This is a genomic window from Bacteroides sp. 90-K9/2, from assembly GCF_047310725.1.
GTDB lineage: Bacteria > Bacteroidota > Bacteroidia > Bacteroidales > Bacteroidaceae > Bacteroides > Bacteroides vicugnae.
This window is the reverse complement of the sequence record NZ_JBCGVL010000004.1, coordinates 48,869-70,308: the sequence shown is the minus strand read 5'-3', so window position 1 is coordinate 70,308 and position 21,440 is coordinate 48,869. Positions and strand designations below refer to the sequence as shown.

At 41.8% G+C, this 21,440-nt stretch carries 16 protein-coding genes and 1 pseudogene; 4 read left to right on the top strand and 13 right to left on the bottom strand.

Features of this window, described 5'->3' with window-relative positions; translation table 11 throughout:
- Window positions 1-37: 37 nt before the first annotated feature.
- A protein-coding gene (gene prfB / locus AAHJ11_RS11545) for a peptide chain release factor 2 (protein ID WP_143256892.1) occupies window positions 38-1,154 on the bottom strand; the annotation gives its coding sequence in 2 pieces (ribosomal slippage) (window positions 38-1,090 and window positions 1,092-1,154; 1,116 coding nt in all).
- Window positions 1,155-1,253: 99 nt separating this feature from the next.
- On the opposite strand from prfB, the gene AAHJ11_RS11540 reads away from it, so the two are divergent.
- Window positions 1,254-4,172, top strand: a complete 2,919-nt coding sequence (locus tag AAHJ11_RS11540) for a M16 family metallopeptidase (RefSeq protein ID WP_320978790.1) — start codon at window positions 1,254-1,256, stop codon at window positions 4,170-4,172.
- Window positions 4,173-4,355: 183 nt separating this feature from the next.
- Here the strand turns inward: AAHJ11_RS11540 and AAHJ11_RS11535 are convergent, their stop codons facing one another.
- Window positions 4,356-6,170, bottom strand: coding sequence for an AMP-dependent synthetase/ligase (locus AAHJ11_RS11535; RefSeq protein ID WP_148364084.1), 1,815 nt, complete (start codon window positions 6,168-6,170; stop codon window positions 4,356-4,358).
- Between the two features lie 109 nt (window positions 6,171-6,279).
- On the opposite strand from AAHJ11_RS11535, the gene AAHJ11_RS11530 reads away from it, so the two are divergent.
- Window positions 6,280-7,350 (top strand): M20 family metallo-hydrolase, encoded by a 1,071-nt coding sequence (locus AAHJ11_RS11530; protein WP_217721791.1) that lies wholly within the window; start codon window positions 6,280-6,282, stop codon window positions 7,348-7,350.
- 84 nt (window positions 7,351-7,434) lie between these two features.
- Here the strand turns inward: AAHJ11_RS11530 and AAHJ11_RS11525 are convergent, their stop codons facing one another.
- Genes AAHJ11_RS11525 through AAHJ11_RS11510 form a run of 4 tightly spaced genes read right to left on the bottom strand, consistent with a single transcriptional unit; the run spans window position 7,435 to window position 10,473 of the window.
- Window positions 7,435-8,625, bottom strand: coding sequence for a TlpA disulfide reductase family protein (locus AAHJ11_RS11525; RefSeq protein WP_320974414.1), 1,191 nt, complete (start codon window positions 8,623-8,625; stop codon window positions 7,435-7,437).
- Window positions 8,626-8,641: 16 nt separating this feature from the next.
- Window positions 8,642-9,649, bottom strand: a complete 1,008-nt coding sequence (locus AAHJ11_RS11520; RefSeq protein ID WP_320974415.1) for a DUF2059 domain-containing protein — start codon at window positions 9,647-9,649, stop codon at window positions 8,642-8,644.
- Between the two features lie 25 nt (window positions 9,650-9,674).
- A complete protein-coding gene (locus tag AAHJ11_RS11515; protein WP_413579551.1) occupies window positions 9,675-10,046 on the bottom strand; it encodes a hypothetical protein in 372 nt (123 codons plus the stop codon).
- On the bottom strand, window positions 10,024-10,473 hold the full coding sequence (locus tag AAHJ11_RS11510; RefSeq protein ID WP_320974417.1) for a DUF4369 domain-containing protein: 450 nt from the start codon (window positions 10,471-10,473) through the stop codon (window positions 10,024-10,026). Before AAHJ11_RS11510 ends, AAHJ11_RS11515 begins: the two co-directional genes overlap by 23 nt.
- Window positions 10,474-10,768: 295 nt before the next feature.
- Here AAHJ11_RS11510 and AAHJ11_RS11505 point away from each other — a divergent pair, with 295 nt between their 5' ends.
- Window positions 10,769-11,485 (top strand): hypothetical protein, encoded by a 717-nt coding sequence (locus tag AAHJ11_RS11505; protein ID WP_320974432.1) that lies wholly within the window; start codon window positions 10,769-10,771, stop codon window positions 11,483-11,485.
- Window positions 11,486-11,790: 305 nt separating this feature from the next.
- Here AAHJ11_RS11505 and AAHJ11_RS11500 read toward each other — a convergent pair whose 3' ends face one another.
- A complete protein-coding gene (locus AAHJ11_RS11500) occupies window positions 11,791-12,591 on the bottom strand; it encodes a hypothetical protein (protein ID WP_320974433.1) in 801 nt (266 codons plus the stop codon).
- Between the two features lie 125 nt (window positions 12,592-12,716).
- Window positions 12,717-13,352: an HU family DNA-binding protein gene (locus tag AAHJ11_RS11495; RefSeq protein WP_320974434.1), complete on the bottom strand. Its 636-nt coding sequence runs from the start codon at window positions 13,350-13,352 to the stop codon at window positions 12,717-12,719.
- Window positions 13,353-13,841: 489 nt separating this feature from the next.
- Here AAHJ11_RS11495 and AAHJ11_RS11490 point away from each other — a divergent pair, with 489 nt between their 5' ends.
- A complete protein-coding gene (locus tag AAHJ11_RS11490; protein WP_320974435.1) occupies window positions 13,842-14,309 on the top strand; it encodes a hypothetical protein in 468 nt (155 codons plus the stop codon).
- A gap of 162 nt (window positions 14,310-14,471) precedes the next feature.
- On the opposite strand, the gene AAHJ11_RS11485 is transcribed toward AAHJ11_RS11490, so the two are convergent.
- From AAHJ11_RS11485 to AAHJ11_RS11465, 5 genes and pseudogenes are all read right to left on the bottom strand, one after another.
- Window positions 14,472-15,560, bottom strand: coding sequence for an acyltransferase (locus tag AAHJ11_RS11485; protein WP_008998070.1), 1,089 nt, complete (start codon window positions 15,558-15,560; stop codon window positions 14,472-14,474).
- A 25-nt stretch (window positions 15,561-15,585) separates the two neighbouring features.
- Window positions 15,586-17,640, bottom strand: coding sequence for a beta-L-arabinofuranosidase domain-containing protein (locus AAHJ11_RS11480; RefSeq protein ID WP_320974436.1), 2,055 nt, complete (start codon window positions 17,638-17,640; stop codon window positions 15,586-15,588).
- A gap of 19 nt (window positions 17,641-17,659) precedes the next feature.
- On the bottom strand, window positions 17,660-18,808 hold the full coding sequence (locus AAHJ11_RS11475) for an acyltransferase (protein ID WP_320974437.1): 1,149 nt from the start codon (window positions 18,806-18,808) through the stop codon (window positions 17,660-17,662).
- A 7-nt stretch (window positions 18,809-18,815) separates the two neighbouring features.
- Window positions 18,816-19,946: an aldose epimerase family protein gene (locus AAHJ11_RS11470; protein ID WP_320978789.1), complete on the bottom strand. Its 1,131-nt coding sequence runs from the start codon at window positions 19,944-19,946 to the stop codon at window positions 18,816-18,818.
- A gap of 129 nt (window positions 19,947-20,075) precedes the next feature.
- Window positions 20,076-21,437 (bottom strand): annotated as a pseudogene (locus tag AAHJ11_RS11465) (glycoside hydrolase family 125 protein); the annotation flags it as partial.
- Window positions 21,438-21,440: the final 3 nt, after the last annotated feature.

The window sequence follows — 21,440 nt, the reverse complement described above, 5'->3', positions numbered from 1 at the left end:
TTAACTTTCCAAAAATAACTCTTGCTAATTTTATTTTTTATGATTCCTGTGAAGAAAACTCCATCAAATAAGCTTTGATAAAACCATCTATTTTACCATCCATCACGCCGTTCACATCCGAGGTTTGATAGTTGGTACGATGGTCTTTCACACGACGGTCATCGAATACGTAGCTTCGGATTTGAGAACCCCATTCGATCTTCTTCTTACCGGCTTCCACCTTTGCCTGTTCTGCCATACGGTGCTGCAATTCCTTATCATATAAGATGGAACGTAACTGACGCATTGCATTCTCACGGTTCTTCGGTTGGTCACGGGTTTCGGTATTCTCGATCAGGATTTCTTCTTCCTCACCGGTATAAGGGTCTTTGTACTGATAACGCAAACGGACACCGGACTCCACCTTATTCACATTCTGTCCACCGGCACCACCGCTTCGGAACGTATCCCAAGAGATATTGGCAGGCAAAATATTAACTTCAATACTGTCATCTACCAACGGAGTAACAAACACAGAAGCAAAAGAGGTCATACGTTTACCCTGCGCATTGTAGGGAGAAACACGGACCAAACGGTGCACACCGTTCTCTCCTTTCAAATAACCATAAGCAAAGTCACCTTCGATATTGATAGTACAGGTCTTGATTCCGGCTTCATCCCCTTCCTGAAGGTTGGCAATGGTAGCTTTATAACCATTCGTCTCGGCATAACGCAGATACATACGCATCAGCATGGAAGCCCAGTCCTGACTTTCCGTTCCACCGGCACCTGAATTGATTTTCAGCACACAATCCATCTGGTCGGCTTCATCACGAAGCATATTTTTGAGTTCGAGCGCCTCTACCGCCTCACTGGCTTTTGCATAAGCAGCATCTACATCTTCCTCAGTCACCAGTTCTTCTTTATAGAAATCAAATGCCAGTTCGAGTTCATCTGCCAGCGTCTTGAGTTCGTTGTAACCCTCAATCCACTTTTGCAGGTCTTTCACCAGTTTCATTTGAGCTTCGGCTCTCTTCTGGTCATCCCAGAATCCCGGAGCTTGTGTTCTTAATTGCTCTTCTTCGACTTGAATTTTCTTCCCGTCGATGTCAAAGATACCTCCTCAGCGCATCAGTGCGCTCTTTCACGTCTTTAAGTTGTTCAATAGTAATCATTTGATTTACAATTTTATTATTTACAAATTTCAGATATCGGGGACAAAGATAAGCAAAATTCTGCTACCTTTGTTTTTGTTATTAAAATGTTGTCATATTATGAACAAACGATTGAAACTTTCTTGCTTGTCACTCTTCCTGGCATTAGTGATTTGCAGCTGTAGCTCACAAAAGAAGTATAGCTACGAAACAGTGCCCGATGACCCGCTAAAGGCCCGCATTTACACACTGGACAACGGACTAAAGGTTTACCTCACCGTAAACAAGGAGACTCCGCGCATACAAACATTTATCGCAGTAAGAGTGGGCGGAAAGAATGACCCGGCAGAAACGACGGGACTTGCTCATTATTTCGAACACCTGATGTTTAAAGGCACTGACAAGTTTGGCACACAAGACTACGCGACCGAAAAGCCTCTGCTGGATGCAATCGAACAACAGTTCGAGATTTATCGTAAGACTACGGATGAAGCGGAACGTAAGGCGATTTACCACACCATCGACAGCCTTTCTTACGAAGCTTCCAAGTATGCTATCCCTAATGAATATGACAAATTAATGGCAGCTATCGGATCTACCGGCAGCAATGCTTATACCTGGTATGACCAGACGGTCTATCAGGAAGACATTCCTTCCAACCAGATAGAAAACTGGGCGAAGATTCAGGCAGATCGTTTTGAAAACAATGTGATTCGTGGTTTCCATACTGAATTGGAAGCTGTATATGAAGAGAAGAACATGTCGCTCACCCGTGACAATAGCAAAGTGCAGGAAGCTATTTTTTCTTCTCTTTTCCCCAACCATCCTTATGGGACACAGACTGTGTTAGGCACGCAGGAAAACCTGAAGAATCCTTCTATCACGAATATCAAGAACTACTATAAACAATGGTATGTGCCTAACAATATGGCAATCTGTATGTCCGGCGATTTAGACCCGGATGCAACGATTGCGTTGATCGACAAATATTTCGGCGGATTGAAACCCAATCCGGAACTTCCGAAACTGGACCTGCCGAAAGAGGCGCCAATCACGCAACCTGTTGTAAAAGAAGTGCTAGGTCCGGATGCCGAAAGCGTTGCACTGGCTTGGAGATTCCCCGGTGTGTCCGACAAGGACTTTGAAATCCTGCAAGTCGTTTCGCAAGTATTATACAATGGAAAGGCAGGACTTATCGACCTTGACCTGAACCAGCAGCAGAAAGTGTTGAATAGCTACGGTTACCCGATGGGACTGGCAGATTACTCTGCATTGCTGTTAGGAGGACTTCCCAAACAAGGACAAACACTGGAAGAGGTAAAAGACTTGCTACTCAGCGAAATCAAGAAGCTCCGTGCCGGAGAGTTCGACGAGAAAATGCTGGAAGCGAACATCAACAACTTCAAGCTCGGTGAACTGCAAAACATGGAAAGCAACGAAGGACGTGCCGATATGTTTGTCAACTCATTTATCAACGGCACAGACTGGAAAAATGAAGTTACTGCCATCGACCGCATGGCCAAACTGACCAAAGAAAACATCCTAGCGTTCGCCAACAAATACCTGAAAGAAGATAATTATGCCGTTATCTACAAAAAGCAAGGAAAAGACCCGAACGAAAAGAAGATGACGAAACCGGAGATTACTCCCATCATAACCAATCGTGATGTAGCCAGTCCGTTCCTTGTGGAGGTACAGGAAAGCGCAGTTAAACCGATTGAACCTGTGTTCCTCGACTATCAAAAGGATATGAGCCAGTTAAAAGCAAAATCGGATATTCCGGTTCTTTACAAGCAGAATGTAGCCAATGACCTGTTCCAATTGATTTATGTCTTTGATATGGGAAACAACCATGACAAAGCTTTGGGAACAGCATTCGATTATCTCGAATATCTGGGTACTTCGGACATGACACCGGAAGAACTGAAAAGTGAATTCTATCGCCTGGCTTGTACTTTCTATGTTTCTCCGGGTAACGAACGCACGTATGTCGTACTTTCCGGACTGAATGAGAACATGCCTGCTGCCGTACAATTATTCGAAAAGCTGCTGGCAGATGCGCAGGTTAATAAGGAAGCCTATACTAATATGACCGGCGATATACTGAAAGCCCGTTCGGATGCCAAACTGAATCAGGGACAGAACTTCTCCCGTTTGATGAGCTTTGCCATGTACGGTCCCAAATCCCCTGCCACCAATCTACTGACGGAAGCGGAACTGACAAATATGAATCCACAGGAACTGGTAGACCGGATTCACAATCAGAACAGCTACAAACACCGTATTTTATACTACGGTCCAAGCAGCAGCAAAAATTTACTGGCTACCATCAACCAATATCATCAGGTTCCGGCAACTCTGAAAGAGATTCCTGCCGGAAACGAGTATTCTTATCTCGAGACTCCCGTCACTAAAGTTCTAATAGCTCCTTATGACGCCAAGCAAATATACATGGCACAGATATCCAATCTCGACAAGAAGCATGATCCGGCTATTGAACCTATCCGCGCATTATATGATGAATACTTCGGAGGGGGCATGAACTCCATCGTCTTCCAGGAAATGCGTGAAACACGTGGATTGGCTTATTCCGCCTGGGCTAGCATAATGCCGCCGAGTTACTTGAAGTATCCCTATGTACTACGTACACAGATTGCCACGCAAAACGACAAAATGATTGATGCCGTCACTACATTTAATGACATCATCAACAATATGCCGGAATCCGAAGCTGCTTTCAAACTGGCTAAAGACGGATTAACCAACCGTCTGCGCACCGAACGTATCATCAAGGGTGACATTATCTGGAGTTATATCAATGCACAGGATTTAGGGCAAAACGTAGACCCGCGCATCAAACTCTACAACGATATACAGAACATGACGCTGAAAGATATTGTCGATTTCCAAAAGCAATGGGTAAAAGGACGTACGTATGTTTATTGTATTCTGGGAGATAAGAAAGATTTGGAGCTGGATAAATTGAAAGCTGTAGGTCCTATTGAAGAATTGACTCAGGAACAAATCTTCGGATATTAAAAGAAATGATCCGGCCATAAATAATAAAAAGAAGGTGTCAAAGCACCCCTAAATACAAAGTTTACCCCTGTTACAGTTCAATCTGTAACAGGGGTAATACTTTAAAGAGAGCTCCAATACACTCTTTATTGTTTGCGCATTTACGGTTTACCGTTTCATTTTTAACGATAAACCGCCTATCGCTTATTTCTCATTTTCTTCGTACATCTTCTCTATCTGCTCACTATAATTCTTGGCAACTACTGCCCGTTTCAGTTTCAGTGTATTAGTCAACTCTCCACGTTCCATACTGAATGGTTCAGGCAGTAAGGTGAAACGTTTAATTTGTTCATAGTGTGCAAACTGCTGCTGAAGTGTATCGATTCGTGCACGGAACAGTCCTACAATCTTCGGATGCTGTAACAGTTCCGCCATATCCTTGTATTCAATACCCTTTTCTTTGGCATACTCTTTTACGAATCCATATACAGGAACAATCAGAGCCGAGACAAACTTACGCTGATCGGCAATAATGGCAATCTGGTCGATATAACGGTCAATGACCAACTTCGTTTCCAAAGCTTGCGGAGCGACGTATTTGCCGTTCGATGTTTTAAACAAGTCTTTAATACGTTCCGTCAGGAAAAGCTGACCATTTTTAAAATAACCGGCATCACCTGTATGGAACCAGCCATCCGGCTCAATAGCGGCAGCTGTGGCTTCCGCTTTTTTGTAATAGCCTTTTGTGATCGTCTTACCCCGAAGCAGGATTTCATTGTCTTCACCAATCTTCACTTCAAGTCCCGGCAATACGACGCCTACCGAACCGATGTCATAGCCAACCGGCAGCGTACAAGATACAGTAGCCGTAGATTCCGTCAGCCCATATCCTACCACCATATTGATTCCTACCGAATGAACGAACTCATTGATTTCATCGGGAACGGCAGCACCGGCAGTCGGGAAAAAGTTACCATTCTCAATACCGATTGTTTTTTTCAGTAGAGAATAGATAGTCTTTTCGTAAAACTTATATTTCAGTTGATTCATCACCGGAGGAGTCTTTCCCTGACGCAGATAATCCAGATTATGGATTCTACCTACCCGGATAGCATCCAGCATCAGTGCTTTCTTCAACCCTGTTGTTTCGTTTATTTTTTCCTGTACCCCTGCATACACCTTCTCCCAAAAACGGGGAACACTGCACATCAGTGTCGGGCGAATTTCCTTAATCGTTGTTTGTATATCTGCCGGACGGAGATTGATACAAATCTGCACTCCTTTATGAATACAGAGATAACACCATGCTTTCTCAAACACGTGTGTTAATGGAAGAAAGTTCATCGATACATCCTTATCCGACATCGTCGTCAGACGGTCATCGTGTGTATGAAACTGTTCCAGATAACAGGAATGGTGAAGCATAACTCCTTTCGGTTCCCCCGTTGTGCCGGAAGTATAGAGGATATTTGCCAGGTCATCATAAGAAGCCCGCTCCGTACGTTCTTCCACCGTATCATTATGAGGCAATCCCTCTCCCATCGCCATAAATTCATCAAAATAGATAGATGAAACGTCACGAGGGTCTTTTACCACCGAACGGTCAAAGATGATCAGTTGTTGTAAAGAAGAACAGAAACCAAAGATGCTGAAAGCGGCATCATACTGATATTGCTCACCGACAAAAAGAAAACGAATCTGCGCATCATTGATGATATATTGCGCCTGCGCAGGTGAACTGGTTGCATAAAACGGAATGGTAACCACCCGGTTGGCAAATGCACCAAAGTCTACATAGAACCATTCGGGTTTATTCTGTGAAAATATACCGATATTCTCTTGTTCTTCCACTCCCAATGCCACGAAAGCATTAGCTGCTTGCCGTACTGTTCCGGAGAACTGCTTCCATGAAATAGGAATCCATTGAGCTGTCTCATAGTCGCGGTATTTTAAGGCTACCTTGTCGCCATATTTTTCGGCCTGACGATGGACCAGGACAGATAAATGATGATAAGTCATACTCTTTGTATTAGTAAATATGGCACAAAGGTATTAGTTTTATTTGAAACTATTGCTCAAAACGACTATCTTTGTGCAAAGATTAAGATATAGATAAAAGATTTGCACTATGAAATATGATATTCCGTATATGTCGACAGAGGCTGTAAGCCTACTTAAATCGCTGATTAGTATCCCTTCAATCAGCCGGGAAGAAACCCAGGCTGCGGATTTCCTGCAAAATTATATTGAAATGGCAGGTATGCAGACCGGACGTAAAGGAAATAATGTGTGGTGCTTTAGCCCTATGTTTGATTTGAAGAAGCCTACTATTTTACTTAACTCGCACATAGACACAGTGAAACCTGTTAATGGTTGGCGGAAAGATCCGTTCACTCCACGTGAAGAGAATGGTAAATTATATGGGTTAGGAAGTAACGACGCCGGTGCCAGTGTTGTTTCTCTATTACAGGTGTTCCTGCAACTATGTCGTACTTCACAAAAATACAATCTGATTTATCTTGCTTCCTGTGAAGAAGAAGTTTCTGGAAAAGACGGAATTGAGAGCGTATTATCGGGACTTCCTCCTGTTTCATTTGCCATAGTGGGCGAACCGACGGAGATGCAACCTGCCATTGCCGAAAAGGGATTAATGGTATTGGATGTTACTGCCACAGGTAAGGCGGGACACGCCGCACGCAACGAAGGAGACAATGCTATTTACAAGGTATTGGACGACATTGCCTGGTTCCGTGATTATCGTTTCGAGAAAGAATCACCGTTATTGGGACCTGTGAAGATGAGTGTCACTGTCATCAATGCCGGCACACAACACAATGTCGTTCCCGACAAATGTACGTTCGTTGTCGATGTTCGAAGCAACGAGCTTTACTCGAATGAAGAACTGTTTGCGGAAATCAAGAAACATATTTCCTGCGAAGCACAAGCCCGTTCATTCCGCCTCAACTCTTCACGAATCGACGAGAAACATCCGTTTGTCCAAAAAGCTGTGAAGCAGGGACGTGTGCCTTTCGGTTCTCCAACATTGTCCGATCAGGCATTAATGTCCTTTCCATCGGTGAAAATAGGTCCGGGACGCTCGTCCCGTTCACACACGGCAGAGGAATATATTATGCTGAAAGAGATAGAAGAAGCTATCGGGCTATATCTGGAATTATTAGATGGACTTCTTATTCAATAAAAGTCATTGGTGAATTGATAGTTGTTATCATACTAATAACTTTCAACTATCAATTCACCAATACAATAAAAAACAAAACAACGATTATTCAAACAATTTCGATAAAGCTTCTTCCAGCTTTTCCCCCCTCAAGTTCTTGTCTATAACTATGCCTGTAGGATCTACAAGAAAAGTTCTAGGTATAGCATAAATGCCATATACGTCACCAGCATCCACATCCAATAATTGTGTCCAGTTCATTCCAAGTTCTTCAATAGCAGCCCTCCAAGGTTTCAGTTTCCGATCTGTAGATATGCTAATCACCTCAAATCCTTTAGAAACATATTTTTCATAGGCAGCTTTCACATTGGGCATTTCACGTCGGCAGGGACCACACCATGAAGCCCAAAAGTCAATCAACACATACTTCCCCTTACCCACATAATCAGACAAGAGTTTCATGTTGCCAGCATTATCTTTCACTTTAGCATCCGGAAAACGTTCGCCAATCTTTATCTTAGCGTCCATATCCTGCCGCTTTTTTTGAGCCTCCATTCGTTCTTTGGACATTGTCTTTTCCACTTCCGCCTTTATGCGCAACTGCGCTTGGTTCTTCTTTTCCACTATGTTTTTCACCAGACCATTTTGCGAAAACATAGGCGGAGCTTCTTCCATCAAAGTCTTCATATCATCAAAAGGCATCATCATACCTCCAACAGAGAATAGGTATATACCCACTATACTATTCTTATAATCCTTTATGCAACATGATATTGAATCTATTTGTGCAAAAAAAATCTTCTCTATCTTATCATATCTTCCTCTAAATATAGTATCATTCATCATCTTATCAGCAAATTCCTCAGGCTTCATTCCAGTCATTAACTTAGAAATATCCTCTGATGTTTTTACCATATTGTCCATTATAGGCTGTATACGATTTAAAGCTATATTCAATGAATCATTTAAAGGTGTTCCCCCTCTCTCATTCGCACCAATATTGATTGAAATCTTTCCTTTTTCGAGAATCAACGGATAGGTTTCTCCATCCATATCCTTGATGATTGCAATATCAGGCATCTGATGTACACCGGAAAAAGAGAACAAACCTTTTTCCACTGTTGCACTGTCCAAAACAACCTCTTTGGCTTTTTCTCCATTTCCCATCAGGCATAAATTCAACTGTTGATTATTTAATTCCTCATTAGCAATGCCTTTAATTAAGTATTTCTCTTGAGCCGAAGAAAATATAGCAATAGCACAAAAAGTGCATAAAATCATAATTTGTTTTCTCATACAAAATCAGTTTATATTAGAAATAAACCTTCTTGTTTCCCTTACCGGAAGCAACCTGATAATCCTTCACCTTTACATTAAAATATGACTTAGACTTGCCATTGTCATTGGAAGGTAATTGCTCTTTATCCTTCTCATGCGGCAATTCAAGAATATCAACTTCTTTCACACTTTTCTTTAGTTTGGGGAATAAGAGACTGATATAAATATATTTATGATTAAATCCTTTGACAGCCAACAATCTGCCTATCGGAGCTCCCCCATCATATCCCCTCACAATATATTCATCACCACTTTTCTTATCAATAATCTTGAATCCCGGACTAAAATACAGCCATTGCCAATCCCAATAAATAGGCTGTATGAATGTTACTTTAGTATCATTTTTTCTCCTTTCAATCGAATATAAGGAAGGAGTTGTTGACATCCCATCTTCATAAACTTTTTCGGGCACTACAACTACGCTATCGCTTGGAAGCATATAAGCTTGTGCATACAATTCTTTATCACGTTTCTTCTTTTGCTCATATTCTTTTATCCGTTGTTCCCCTCTTTTTACTCGTTCACTTTTCTCTGGCATTACCTCTTTGAACATCTCTGTCTGGAGTTGTTGCACCAACAATGGCATCGCCTCATTCATAGCAATCAATGAAGTCTCCGCATATCTCTTGCCAACAGGAGATTCATAAAATGCTACAACAGCTTTCAAATCTTCCAATGTTAAGTGTTTCTCATAAATAGGCATATACATTTCAAGCACCTTATTTTCTATTTTCTCTTTCCATTTTTTAGTAAATTCATTCCAATAAGCCTCATCCTTTTCCGGTGCATTGAATTTCATCATAGACGACAGTTTTCGTGAAAAGTCGTCCGTAGTTGTCGAAGCACCGGAAAGCTTCATTATCTTCTTCATTGTTTCTTTATACTCATCTGTCGCGTTTGTTCTTTGTGCAGAAACGGGTAAAGCCAAAGCAAACAGCATAACCATACATGTTACTGCCCAAAAAGAAAAATGTTTCTTCATTGTCTTTCAGTTTTAATTATACTTATTAATTTATGAAACGAGGTTTATTAGCATCCAAGCTATCTCTTAGAGCTTTAGTCTTTTCCTGATATTCCTTCAATTTGATCCTGTATTCTCTCCAAGCTAAAAGAATATCCCTATCAACTTCAGGCATTAGATCTACAATATGCAGAAATCGCGGCAGATTAGTTTCCTTTGCTACCGAATCAGTTGGATCTATATACAAAGCCAGCCAGTACCGAATAACATCTGGATATTGGGCATATTTTTCCAGAAAAAGAGACTTGCCTTCTTCGGCATACGTGTACGCATTTATGAAAGATACACTTTTGTCATCCTTTGTATGAATATTCCTTTTCGTTATATCCTCCCATTCAGTTCCCAACAAATACATCATCCTTTTTACTTGATTTCCCCCGTTCAATAATATACGTGTTGTAATCATCGTTTATAAGAGTCCCTGATACTTTCCCCTCACCTTCCCAGTCGACAATGCGAAGTTGAATATCACCTGGTTCCACAACGAAAGTTGTGTTATATCGAAAATGTCTGCCTTTACTGCAAGAGAGCGATGCCAAAAAAGGTTTTCGATGAATCGTCCCTTCATAATGGAATTCCTTATTAACCACTAATATACTGTCTATAAATGCCTGCTTCATACGTTCAGACTCACCTAAAAGAGCAGATTGCTCATATAACAATATATATTCATTATCTAAAGAATGATCCGGAAACTCACCCCTGATTGTATATCTTTCCTGCCCATAAGATAACTGAACAATAGAAACGAATACGATAATCAGTAATATACCACTATTTTTCATTTTTGCACATATTAAATTTAGACTCTTACAGCATTACTTTTTTATACAAAAATACGGGTATAATAAATACGATTCAAGAGAGCGTTACACTTCTATCCCCGTCATACAGGCATTTATCGGGCATATACAATCGAAAAAATATCATTTTATATCCGGATTGTAACATTTACATATTAGTTATCATGGTCACCAAACAAACAGCTGAACTAATTATTTCATTTTTTGAGCAAATCATTCCATTTATTTGCCTTAAAATCCGTTCCTTTGTTTCTTTAATGTAAAGTATAAACAAGACATGAAAAGCAGAAACAAGAAACAGAGTAGTATACATGTAATCACACTACTTGGAATATTGTTGACTACATTCTTTATTTATAGTTGCAATACTGATGGGTATAGCCATACAGATAAGATAAAAACAGAAGAAAACCCGATTGCCCAAACACGTAGTTTTGCCCCTCAAAGATGGAATACAGGCAATGTATTAATAGATTCCGTAGCCAATTCAGACGAGTTTTATGAATTTGAAAGATGCAGTGAACAACTAGCCGACAAATTCAGCAGTTATACCTCAAACTTAAACGACCAAGAGTATGACAAACTCATGGAGAAATTGAATAATGAAGAGTATGTAGAAGACTTTATAAAAAAAGCAAAATTAGAAAACGAACTGCAACAGATGGATGAAGCCAAAAAAGGCTTACTTGAACATACAGTATTCTTAAGATTGAGTGAGAACGAACAGACGTTATTATTCAGGACATGGGCTGAAAATCATGAATTAACCAAAAGAAAGGTCTTAAAGACCCGTAACGCAAGAAATGGCAACAGTAAATGTGAAGAGTTGAAACAAGCAGCGTATACAGAGGCAGAAACAAATTATAATAATGCTATTGCTGAATGTAGAAGAACTGCCGCCTCATATTTATATTACATACAAGTATCTTCAAGGTATGCCAGAGATAGAAGGATAGCTGATAGAGAATATGAAGCATGCATAAACAACAAGTGAAAAGGATCATTCGATACATTATCTTATATAATATAATATAATATGGGGAATTAGTATCGCCATGTGTTATTTAGATTGTGTTATAGATAACATCAGTTATACCGTACAAGCTTTCCTCATTGATTTTTTTATCTTTCTTTCGTGGATAGTAATTATAATAGGTGCCATCGGGACACTTCCCCAAGAGTCGTACTCCAACAAAAGGATCTGGTTCTATTATGCCATCATGGGAGGAAGTTTAGCAGCAATTAAACATCTTGTTAAACTGATAGAAATACTAAATAGATAAAGGACATTCAATATTATTAGTGAATCTCCTGCAAAAACTCCTCCAAATCCACTTCTCCAATACCCAAACGTTTCCGGGCACGAGACTTCATCGTACGGTAAGTACCATCACTAATACTAAATATAGATGATATTTCCTCTTTTGTTTTACGCATTCGAATAAGCACACATAGTATAATATCTCGCGGTGGAAGTTGACAACCTTGTTTCTTCAACCAAGCAAAGAAATCAGGATCGATCACCTGACACCCTTCTACTAATAAGAGATAATCTTTGGCAGAGAATTGAGCGATAGACCGGTTCTCAATAAGCATACGAAGATAAAAAATGTTCTTTTCTTCTGCTGGAGGAGCATCCAGTAATTGCCGGATCTTTTGAGTTTGAAGAATGGTGCGTTGACGCTCGTCTGCCAATTTCCGATATAACACAATGGAGACTTTAATTGTGCCAGCTACCATTATGCCAACGACCACCAACACAGGAATAGTATAACCCGACAATACAGGAGTCATTTCTATATGGATTTCTTTGGGCATAATCATATAAATCTGGTCTGCCGTAATCAAAATAAAAGCAGCAATAAACTGCCAGTCTATTATTTCAGAAATCCCCATACGTTCCCCCTTTGTATGAAATGTCCATAGCAATGCTCCCACAAAAAGAGTCAGCCACATCAATAGATATATGGATGATGAAAATGCATCAACATACATTTCAGGGAAAAAAGCTTGAAATATATAGGCTGTCAGCAGAATCAAACAGCAAAGCAAACCTCCCGACAGTAATTGCTTAATAGAATAAGTGGACTGTTTCATCATTCTCTTTTATCTTGTGCTCTTGAGTCACAAATATAAGAAAAAAAGTATGTTTACATTGTCAATCTACTTCAATATTCTTACTATAAAACGAAAAGTTCTGCATTATCCAACAGAATGATTACGCCCTATCGCCGTACCACATCACTCGACACCCCATAGTGACCTGCTGCAGCCACGTAAATCGGTTGCATACGCTTACCTATATTTCGCAACTTACCCTCTTCCAACAGTCGGCGGAGATGCCGGTTTGCTGTAGTCCGTGTCATGTAGCATACCTCCTGAAAATCGTAGCGAAGCATTACATCATGATCGGTAAAGTATTCCTTCAGCCGCATATCGATCTCTACCTCCGACAAAGACTCCGAGTGGCGTGCATACTTAGTCCGACTGACTTTGACACCCACAAGCTCACCTTTCAAACGGGCATCGGGACGGAAACCTATTGTTTTCAATTCCATCTTTGTCGATTTGTTCTTAGTACTGCGGGTTACTTTCTGCGTACTCTTCAAGATAGGAGCAAAATAGCCAAGTCCTTCAATATGTACTTCACGCCCTTCACGTAGTTCTTCACCACAAATTTGAGCCAGCATTTCGAAGGTGTTTTTCACATCACCCACAGAAAGGGAACTGCGTCCGTGAATCATCCGGCACAGTTTATCTGTCCCTACCTTACCATTCAAAAAAATGCGGGGATGCAAGCCTTTCTCTTCCGAATCATCGGACTCACCGGGATTCTCATACCAATCGTATAGTATAGCCATTAGTAGTTAACGGTTTAATAGTGAATACTTTTCATGCAAAACCTTTAGATTTATCAACGAACCACATTGGTGATTCATTTAAATCACTCCTGTTATTCAATCGAATAACGCTTGTCGTTTATTTAAATCACCAAGGTGAATCATTGATAGATCTTCAACAAAGATACGATAAAGCATAGAGAAATAGCATAAAAGAGCTATAAAACATTCTACAGTTTATTATGAATAAAATTACCTGAAAGCTATCGCTGATTTACATCCAATATTAAAAATAGCAAGGGACCCTTTATATTATATTTTCCCGCATATCTCGCTCATCTTTAATAATTAACGCTACCTTTGCAATAAGTCGCAGATTCTAATACGTTTTTCAAGAATGCTAAAACATAGTTCTTTTAGTTACAATAGTTTAATTACATGAAATGAAAAGACGAATATATTGCATTTATCAGCAACAAGCGCAAAGACAAAAATACATAATATATGAATATGAAAAAGATTTTATTTTTTTATGCCATTTATCTAGGGGTTGCTCTGCAGCCTATACAAGTTCAGGCTTGCTGTCTCGACAATGAAACGCCTCCCGCCAACAAGACTACTGCTATTCTGCAATCGCCTAAGGTGGACAATGCTAAAGTAATCCAATTCATTAAAGATTTCTACGCAAACTACGTCTTTGGAGAAAAGAATTATATTCCGGCTGTGAAGAAACATTGTACAGCCAAATTGCAGAAACAGTTGAAAGACAACTACGAGTATGACGGCGAAGGGTATGCAATATGGGATTTCCGGACAGGTGCGCAAGATGGACCAAGCGACGTATGTAAAGTGACATCAGTAGCCGTATTAACCAATGGCTTTTACAAAGTTGATTTCATTGATATGGGAATTAAAGGTAACCGCACTTTGAAAATAGTCAATGAAAATGGCACATTGAAGTTCGATTCCATTAAATAGTCAGTCTTTAATCAGGCACTATATTTTTGATTACCCGAATATAAAACCTTATTCCGTTGATAATTGAAGATGTAGTTTCAATTCAACAAGCATAAAAAAAGGGTATCACTTTCACCGATAGAAACCGTGAAAGTGATACCCTTATTTGATAGGATATTTATTTTATCCTATGATCCATTTACTACCCGGTATATACGAAATGATCTTCGTCGTTACGAAACAACTGATAAATGTAACCACTGCAATACATGGGATAGCGGCAACGGTAGGTAATCCCAATGTGTCCTTGAATACAGATACCCACAATCCGAGCCAGAAGATATGCATAAGATACATACCATAGCTGAGTTTGGATGTTTCTGTCACCAGCACCGGAGCTTTCGGACCCTCTATGCATGTGAACAAAAGGAACGTACCCGATGTGAGAAGCACACAGTTGATGGTACAGAAAGCCCATCCTATTTCTATTACAGGTGTGGAATGGAGTTCGCCCGGTACAGCCTGAACGTAGAATGAATAAATAGTCCATGCAGCACCGATCACCATTAGTATGGCGCCTATGATGAAACGTTTGGAACGATTCCATGTGAGGTGTACACGTATGTAATGTGCCAATACGAGGTATCCGAGGAAGCCGGAGAAGTACCACAACATGTGATATTCATTCCAGAAACATTGTCCCCACACTTCACCGCACCAACGGTTAAGATAGGGCATACAGGTTGACAATACAAATAGTCCTATGAAAAAGAGTTCCTCTTTTGCCGTGGCTTTACGCAACCAGGGAGATATAATAGGAATAAACAGGTAAAGACTAATCAGAGGATACATAAACCAGAAATGTCCGGCCAGCGTAGGGAAATTCAGGAATATTCGTGATAAATCCTTGATAGATGTTTCCGCGTCCAGCTGTCCCCATAGCATTGGCAGGGTGCTGTATAGTATCATGAATATAAAAAACGGTGGCAGGATGCGGAGACAGCGCTGGCGATAGAATTGCCACATCGTCTGTTCCTCTTTCATCGGTGCAAGCAGGAATGCGGAGACTATCATAAACAGCGGCACTGCCATACGCGAGAAACCGTCGTAAACAGCTACCCATAACCGGTCTGCTTCATTAGCCAAAAAAGACTGCGGTCCTGCCATATCTGTGGATCCGGGAGCACCGTAGAAATTCTCACTGGCATGAACAACCATTACGAGAAAGCATGCAAACACACGGACATAATCTAAAAAAACAATACGTTTCATTTTTCTAAGTTTTCTAGTTATTAATTTATTCTCTTGTATTCGGGAAGGCAGATATTCTCAACCGTGCCGCACCCATAGGGATCAACGTTATTTCTTCTTTATTACCTTTCACTGCATCTTCTTCCGGCAGTACGCCACACAATCCGGTTTCGTCTATCTTCCATTCAGGAACCAAGCGGCCGGTAGCTTTTACCTCTAAAGGTACACTGGCTACTGTGAAAGGATAATTATCGGCAGGCCAGGATTTACGGATTACCTTGAAGTTCTTCAAAGGTTCTGTCTTGTCCAGTACCAATGAATAGTTCCAGGGACTATTCGGATAGATTTCAGTAGTAGGCCATTTCTGGGGATCAGCGCCTTTCTGCCATTTAGAATCACCGATAGCAGTCTCGCGGCTGTCTTTCTCTACATATTTCTCTGCAATCTTGAGAGACAAAGTGAGGGGGCCATAATCTACGCTTACGCTATTTTTATTAACCTGCCAGGTACGCATAGACAAAGACATCGGTAACGTCAGTTCCACGCGATCTCCATTCGACCATTCCCGATGGATGCAAAGGTATTTTCCCGCTACGGGATCTACATTTACCTTCTTACCATTCACGCGCACTTCTGCTCCTTTTGTCCATGAAGGAATGCGGAGATAGAACGGAAAAGTGACCTTTTCACCGGTAGAAACAGAGAAAGCAATGCTTTCCTCAAAAGGATAATTCGTCTCTTCGTGAAGAGTGATTTCCTTTCCGTCGCCCACCTTTACAGTAGCTTTGCAAGCTGCATAAATAGCAGTTGCCACTCCGTTGTCGGGAGTTGCCAATACCAGATGTTCGGTAAAGTAAGGCCAGCCTTGTGCATGATTGTGTTGGCAACAACGGCTGCTGAAAGGATTCATCGAAAGGAACGGGCCACGATTGTCAATGCCCGGATGATGATTCTTGGAATCACTGATGGCATGGTTCGGGCAGGTGATATAGCGCAATGCTTTAAAGTCCGGCATCACGGCAGCAGGATAAGAGTTGAATGCTACTTCTTCACAGTGTTCAGCCCACATAGGGTCTCCCGTCATGCAAAGCATGATTTCATCGGAAGCCATCTGTTCAACCAGTCCGCAGGTTTCCACTCCCTGACGGGGATCAATGTATCCCAAACGGGCATTCTCATCCGCACCGAACATACCACCGGGCACTTGTCCGAAAGTACGGCGAATCAGATGATGAACATTATAAGAGGCTTTCAGCATCGCTGAATCCCCGGTCTGCATATAATAAGTGGCAGGTTCACGGAAACATTGGGCGATATTGACATTGTGCCAGTTGGGTAAAGAGGTAGATTTAGTCCAGTCGGCAGTGTTGCGATGAATCTTTTCAGCCAGTTCTAACAAGAAAGCATCTCCGGTATGGTTGTAAAGCCAATAGATACTGATGATATTATCACCACCGCGGCTTTTCTCCCAGTAATCTTCCAGAAGCTGGTCATCGGGAACAGTCATCTGCCATTTAAAGTAGTTCGTCATCAGGTCAATGACACGCTGATCTTGAGAATACTCGTAATAGGATTGCAGACACCAGAGCATAATCATTTGTGCCCAAAGTTCACGTTTTCCGTTACGTTCGTTGACAGGACCGAAGTAACCATCCGGCTGGCGGCTGGCAAATACGCCTTCAATCCAGTACTTGGTTTCCTCAATCATCTTCGGGTCGTTCAGGATATATGCCAGATTGCCGTAGCCTTTGAGCCAATAGGGAACTTCTTCCCAGCCGTGGTCACCACCGGTTGTCAACCAAGCATTATTATCTTTTTCCAGCCAGGCACTGATCTCTCCCAAGTGTCCGGTCAGACCGTCACGCTGCAATTCGAGATACTTCTTCACCCAACCTTCAGGTTGAATACTGCCTACCGGCAACTTTATAAAATTCAATGGACGAAGCGGAGCGCGATACCCTGTATAATTGGTATTGGTAGACTGTATGTCCGGTCGATCCACTACTGTCACCGTACCACTGGAGGGAGCAGATGCGCAAGCTGTAACCGCCACCCCAAGCACTATCGATGCAAAAATACTTTTAGTCTTTATTTTCTTCATATCGTCTATTCTTTTTTATTTATCCCATTATCCAATGAGCTTTATTAGGCATCAACTTGTACATCAGTGCTGTAAACGCCCAACTACAAAGGAAAATACCTGCCGCCATCAACGGAACCTGCAGAGGAATAGGGATGGACGACGGACCGATTAACAGGAAGAATGGACCTACAACGAAATAATGCACCATATAAATACCAAATCCGCACTTCGTCATATTTGCCAGTGCCTTGATAACGATGCGGTTAGTAACCGTCACTTTCTGAAGCAAGAGGAACACGGCCAACGTCATCAGCACGACATTCGGACTACAGAAAGTGAAGAACAATTCCATATCCGATTCCGTATGATTGGGGTCGGCTGCCGCCGCACTGAAACCGGAATAAGTGACATAATAGCCTATGGCAAAAAGCACGGCACAGATAAGCAGCGTTTTCCATATTCCCCAGTCATTTCCTTTCTTGACGTAATGCCCCAGTAACAAATATCCGTTGAATCCGGCAAAATAATAGAACATGCCAAATGCATTCCAGGTGCTTGTACCGAACAGATAACCGGAGATGTATTCCGCCATATAAGGCAGAAACAAAGAGATGAACCAAATCAGCAGATAAGTGCGTTTCATCTTCTGATCTGCCCGCTCTATCCATGCCGAGAAGAAAGGCATATACAGGTAAAGGCCGATTAACAGATAGATATACCACATATGATTCTCCTTAAAACTGAAGTTAAAGGGAATCATCGCCACATCTTTCAGGGAATCCATCAACTCTTGGGATTCATTTCCCTGCACATAACAAAAGAACTGCCCGATAATGGACTTATCAAGCCCCACTACTCCCGTAAACCATGGAAACATATTGTAGAGAACAGACCAGATCAGAAACGGAAACAATACACGAAAGATACGTTTCTTATAAAACGTTCCCAAAGGTTGCTGTTTGACAGGCAGCAATAACAAACCGGTCATCATCACAAACAAAGGAACGGAAGGACGCAACAAAGACCCGTAAATAGCCGCCCAATGCGTATATTCGGGAATGACGCCCAACGTAGGAGAAATATAAAAAGGATCGATGCAATGTACACCAATCACCATTAACATGGCCACAGCACGGATTACGTCTAACCAGACCATCCGATGATCGAGAGCAGGGAGCTGATTCATACTTTTATTATTTATCTACAGAAAACTTAAAGATACATTGACTTGTATATTTCTCACCCGGACGAAGTACAGCCGACGGCCATTCGGGTTTGTTCGGTGTATCCGGATATTTCTGTGTTTCAAGACATACGGAAGCACGTTGGTTGTAAGTGATACCTTTCTTTCCTGTCAGTGAGCCATCGAGGAAGTTTCCGGCATATACCTGAATACCCGGTTCATTGGTATAAACATCGAGTACGATACCTGTCTTCGGTGATTTCAGAGAAGCGCATTTACGAGTTACGTCACCTTTTGTATTCAATACCCAGTTGTGGTCGTAGCCGTTGCCGTTTTTCAGTTGTACGAAATCATAGTCATTGATACGCTCGCCTACCGGAGTCGGGGTACGGAAGTCCATTGGAGTACCTTCTACTGTAACAATTTCACCCGTAGTCATAAAGGTGCTGTCTACCGGAGTGTAATAATCCGCATCAACTGTCAACAGGTGCCCGGCGTTGTTGCCTGCGTCTCCTTCCAGGTTGAAATAAGAGTGATTGGTCATATTCACAATAGTCGGCTTGTCTGTTTCTGCCTCGTATTGAATGTCGATAGCGTTATCATCTGTGAGTTTCATTACCACTTTACAAGTGATATTTCCAGGGAAACCTTCTTCACCGTCTTCTGCCAGATAGATCAGTTGCAGTTCCTGCGGATTGGGTTGAACAGCATCAAACACACGATACTGGAATCCTTGCGGACCACCGTGCAGGCAATGGCCATAATTGTTACGAGGAAGCTGATATTCCACACCGTCCAATGTAAATTTACCCTGATTGATACGGTTGGCATAACGTCCGATAGTTGCGCCGAAATCCGACGGTTTACTGATATAATCCTGAATAGAATCGAAACCGAGCACGACATCGCGCATCTGTCCGTCTTTATCGGGGACCATCACTGAAACAATACGTCCACCAAAGTTCGTGATACAAACTTCCATGTTGTTCTTGTTGCGCAAAGTAAACAAATCAGTTTTCTTTCCATCCACTTCCGTCTGGAAATTACTCTGCAATAAACCGGAATCCGTAGTCTTTTCGGCTTTCGGCGTACAAGATGCCATTAAAAGGGCGGCAACTACCCATACACATAAATTTTTCATGATACAACTTGTTTTTAGATATTCATTTTCAGATGCAGACGACGCGGATAACGCGTTTTTTCTCATTTTACATCAGAGAAAGAGCCGCATCATCCGCGTTATCCACGTCTAATTTAGTATGTCAGCATATTATTGTATACTATTCAATAAATCTACCTTTCCTTCATTAACCAACTTCAAAATCAGTTCACCAAAAAGAGTATTCTGCCAAGCGAACCATGCACGGGTAAATTTCTTCGGATTATCCTTATGGAAAGATTCGTGCATAAAGCCCGTGTCGGCATCCGTATCCATCAGCATCTTGATACAGGTCTTGATTTCGGTATCATTCTGACTGGTAAAGGCTTTCATCATAATACTCATCGGCCATACCATATCATAACCGATGTGCGGTCCGCCGATTCCTTCACCTGCCTTGCCTTTAAAGAAGTAAGGATTGTCTTCGCTCCATACAAAGCGACGGGTGTTCTGATAAATCGGATCGTTCACATTCACATCGCCCAGATAAGGCATTGCAAGCAGGCTCGGCACGTTAGCATCGTCCATCAGATGATGATTTCCAAAGCCATCTACCTCGAAGGCATAGATTTTACCATATTTAGGATGATTATATACCGCGTATTTCTTCAAAGCTGTTTCTACTTCCTGAGCCAGGTCTTTACATTCTTTAGACAAGGCTGTTTTCTTATTTACTTTCTCCAGAATCTCGGCAGCCTTACGCAAAGAAGACACGGCAAAGAAATTGGAAGGAACCAGGAATTGAAGAGTGGTGGCATCGTCCGAAGGACGGAAGCTGGAAACAATCAAACCGACAGGTTTCACCGGTGCTCCAAGGCCGTCATTGCTCACAGTATCCAGTGCACGTTCTGTTTTACGCTGGAATTTATAAGGGCCTACTCCTTCTTTGCGTTGCTGTTCCTTGAAGGTTTTCAGTACGTTAGTGATTGCCTGAATCCATTCTTCGGTGAATATGCTTGCATCTCCGGTAGTCTTCCAGTAGTGGTAAGCCAGACGCAACGGATAGCACAGGGAGTCGATTTCCCATTTACGTTCGTGCAATTCCGGTTTCATATCCGTAAGGTCGCTCATCCAATGACCGTTAGGAATGGCACCGTCATTAAACGCATTTGCATACGGGTCGATATTGATACATTTGAACTGGCGGAGGATCACTCCTGCCAGCATTTCTTTCAGTTCGGGGTCCGAATTAGCCAGTTGCACATAAGGCCATACCTGTGCACCGGAGTCGCGCAGCCACATGGCATGAATATCTCCCGTGTACACGAATGTATCCGGTTTGCCATCGCTTCCCTTACGGAAATGTACGGTAGTGTCCAGGGTATTCGGGAAACAGTTGGTAAACATCCATGCCAGCTTCGCATTCTTCAGAAGCTTCTGTACACGAAGAATCTCCTTTTCCACTGCATTCGAACGGAACAGGCGGTTGGATATTTCCGGGCGGTTATCTTTCTGAATGGCATCTGCCAGACATAC

Coding starts and splice junctions, on each gene's coding strand:
- AAHJ11_RS11540 (WP_320978790.1), top strand. CDS start 1,254: ATGAACAAACGATTGAAACTTTCTTGCTTGTCACTCTTCCTGGCATTA.
- AAHJ11_RS11535 (WP_148364084.1), bottom strand. CDS start 6,170: ATGACTTATCATCATTTATCTGTCCTGGTCCATCGTCAGGCCGAAAAA.
- AAHJ11_RS11530 (WP_217721791.1), top strand. CDS start 6,280: ATGAAATATGATATTCCGTATATGTCGACAGAGGCTGTAAGCCTACTT.
- AAHJ11_RS11525 (WP_320974414.1), bottom strand. CDS start 8,625: ATGAGAAAACAAATTATGATTTTATGCACTTTTTGTGCTATTGCTATA.
- AAHJ11_RS11520 (WP_320974415.1), bottom strand. CDS start 9,649: ATGAAGAAACATTTTTCTTTTTGGGCAGTAACATGTATGGTTATGCTG.
- AAHJ11_RS11515 (WP_413579551.1), bottom strand. CDS start 10,046: ATGATGTATTTGTTGGGAACTGAATGGGAGGATATAACGAAAAGGAAT.
- AAHJ11_RS11510 (WP_320974417.1), bottom strand. CDS start 10,473: ATGAAAAATAGTGGTATATTACTGATTATCGTATTCGTTTCTATTGTT.
- AAHJ11_RS11505 (WP_320974432.1), top strand. CDS start 10,769: ATGAAAAGCAGAAACAAGAAACAGAGTAGTATACATGTAATCACACTA.
- AAHJ11_RS11500 (WP_320974433.1), bottom strand. CDS start 12,591: ATGATGAAACAGTCCACTTATTCTATTAAGCAATTACTGTCGGGAGGT.
- AAHJ11_RS11495 (WP_320974434.1), bottom strand. CDS start 13,352: ATGGCTATACTATACGATTGGTATGAGAATCCCGGTGAGTCCGATGAT.
- AAHJ11_RS11490 (WP_320974435.1), top strand. CDS start 13,842: ATGAAAAAGATTTTATTTTTTTATGCCATTTATCTAGGGGTTGCTCTG.
- AAHJ11_RS11485 (WP_008998070.1), bottom strand. CDS start 15,560: ATGAAACGTATTGTTTTTTTAGATTATGTCCGTGTGTTTGCATGCTTT.
- AAHJ11_RS11480 (WP_320974436.1), bottom strand. CDS start 17,640: ATGAAGAAAATAAAGACTAAAAGTATTTTTGCATCGATAGTGCTTGGG.
- AAHJ11_RS11475 (WP_320974437.1), bottom strand. CDS start 18,808: ATGAATCAGCTCCCTGCTCTCGATCATCGGATGGTCTGGTTAGACGTA.
- AAHJ11_RS11470 (WP_320978789.1), bottom strand. CDS start 19,946: ATGAAAAATTTATGTGTATGGGTAGTTGCCGCCCTTTTAATGGCATCT.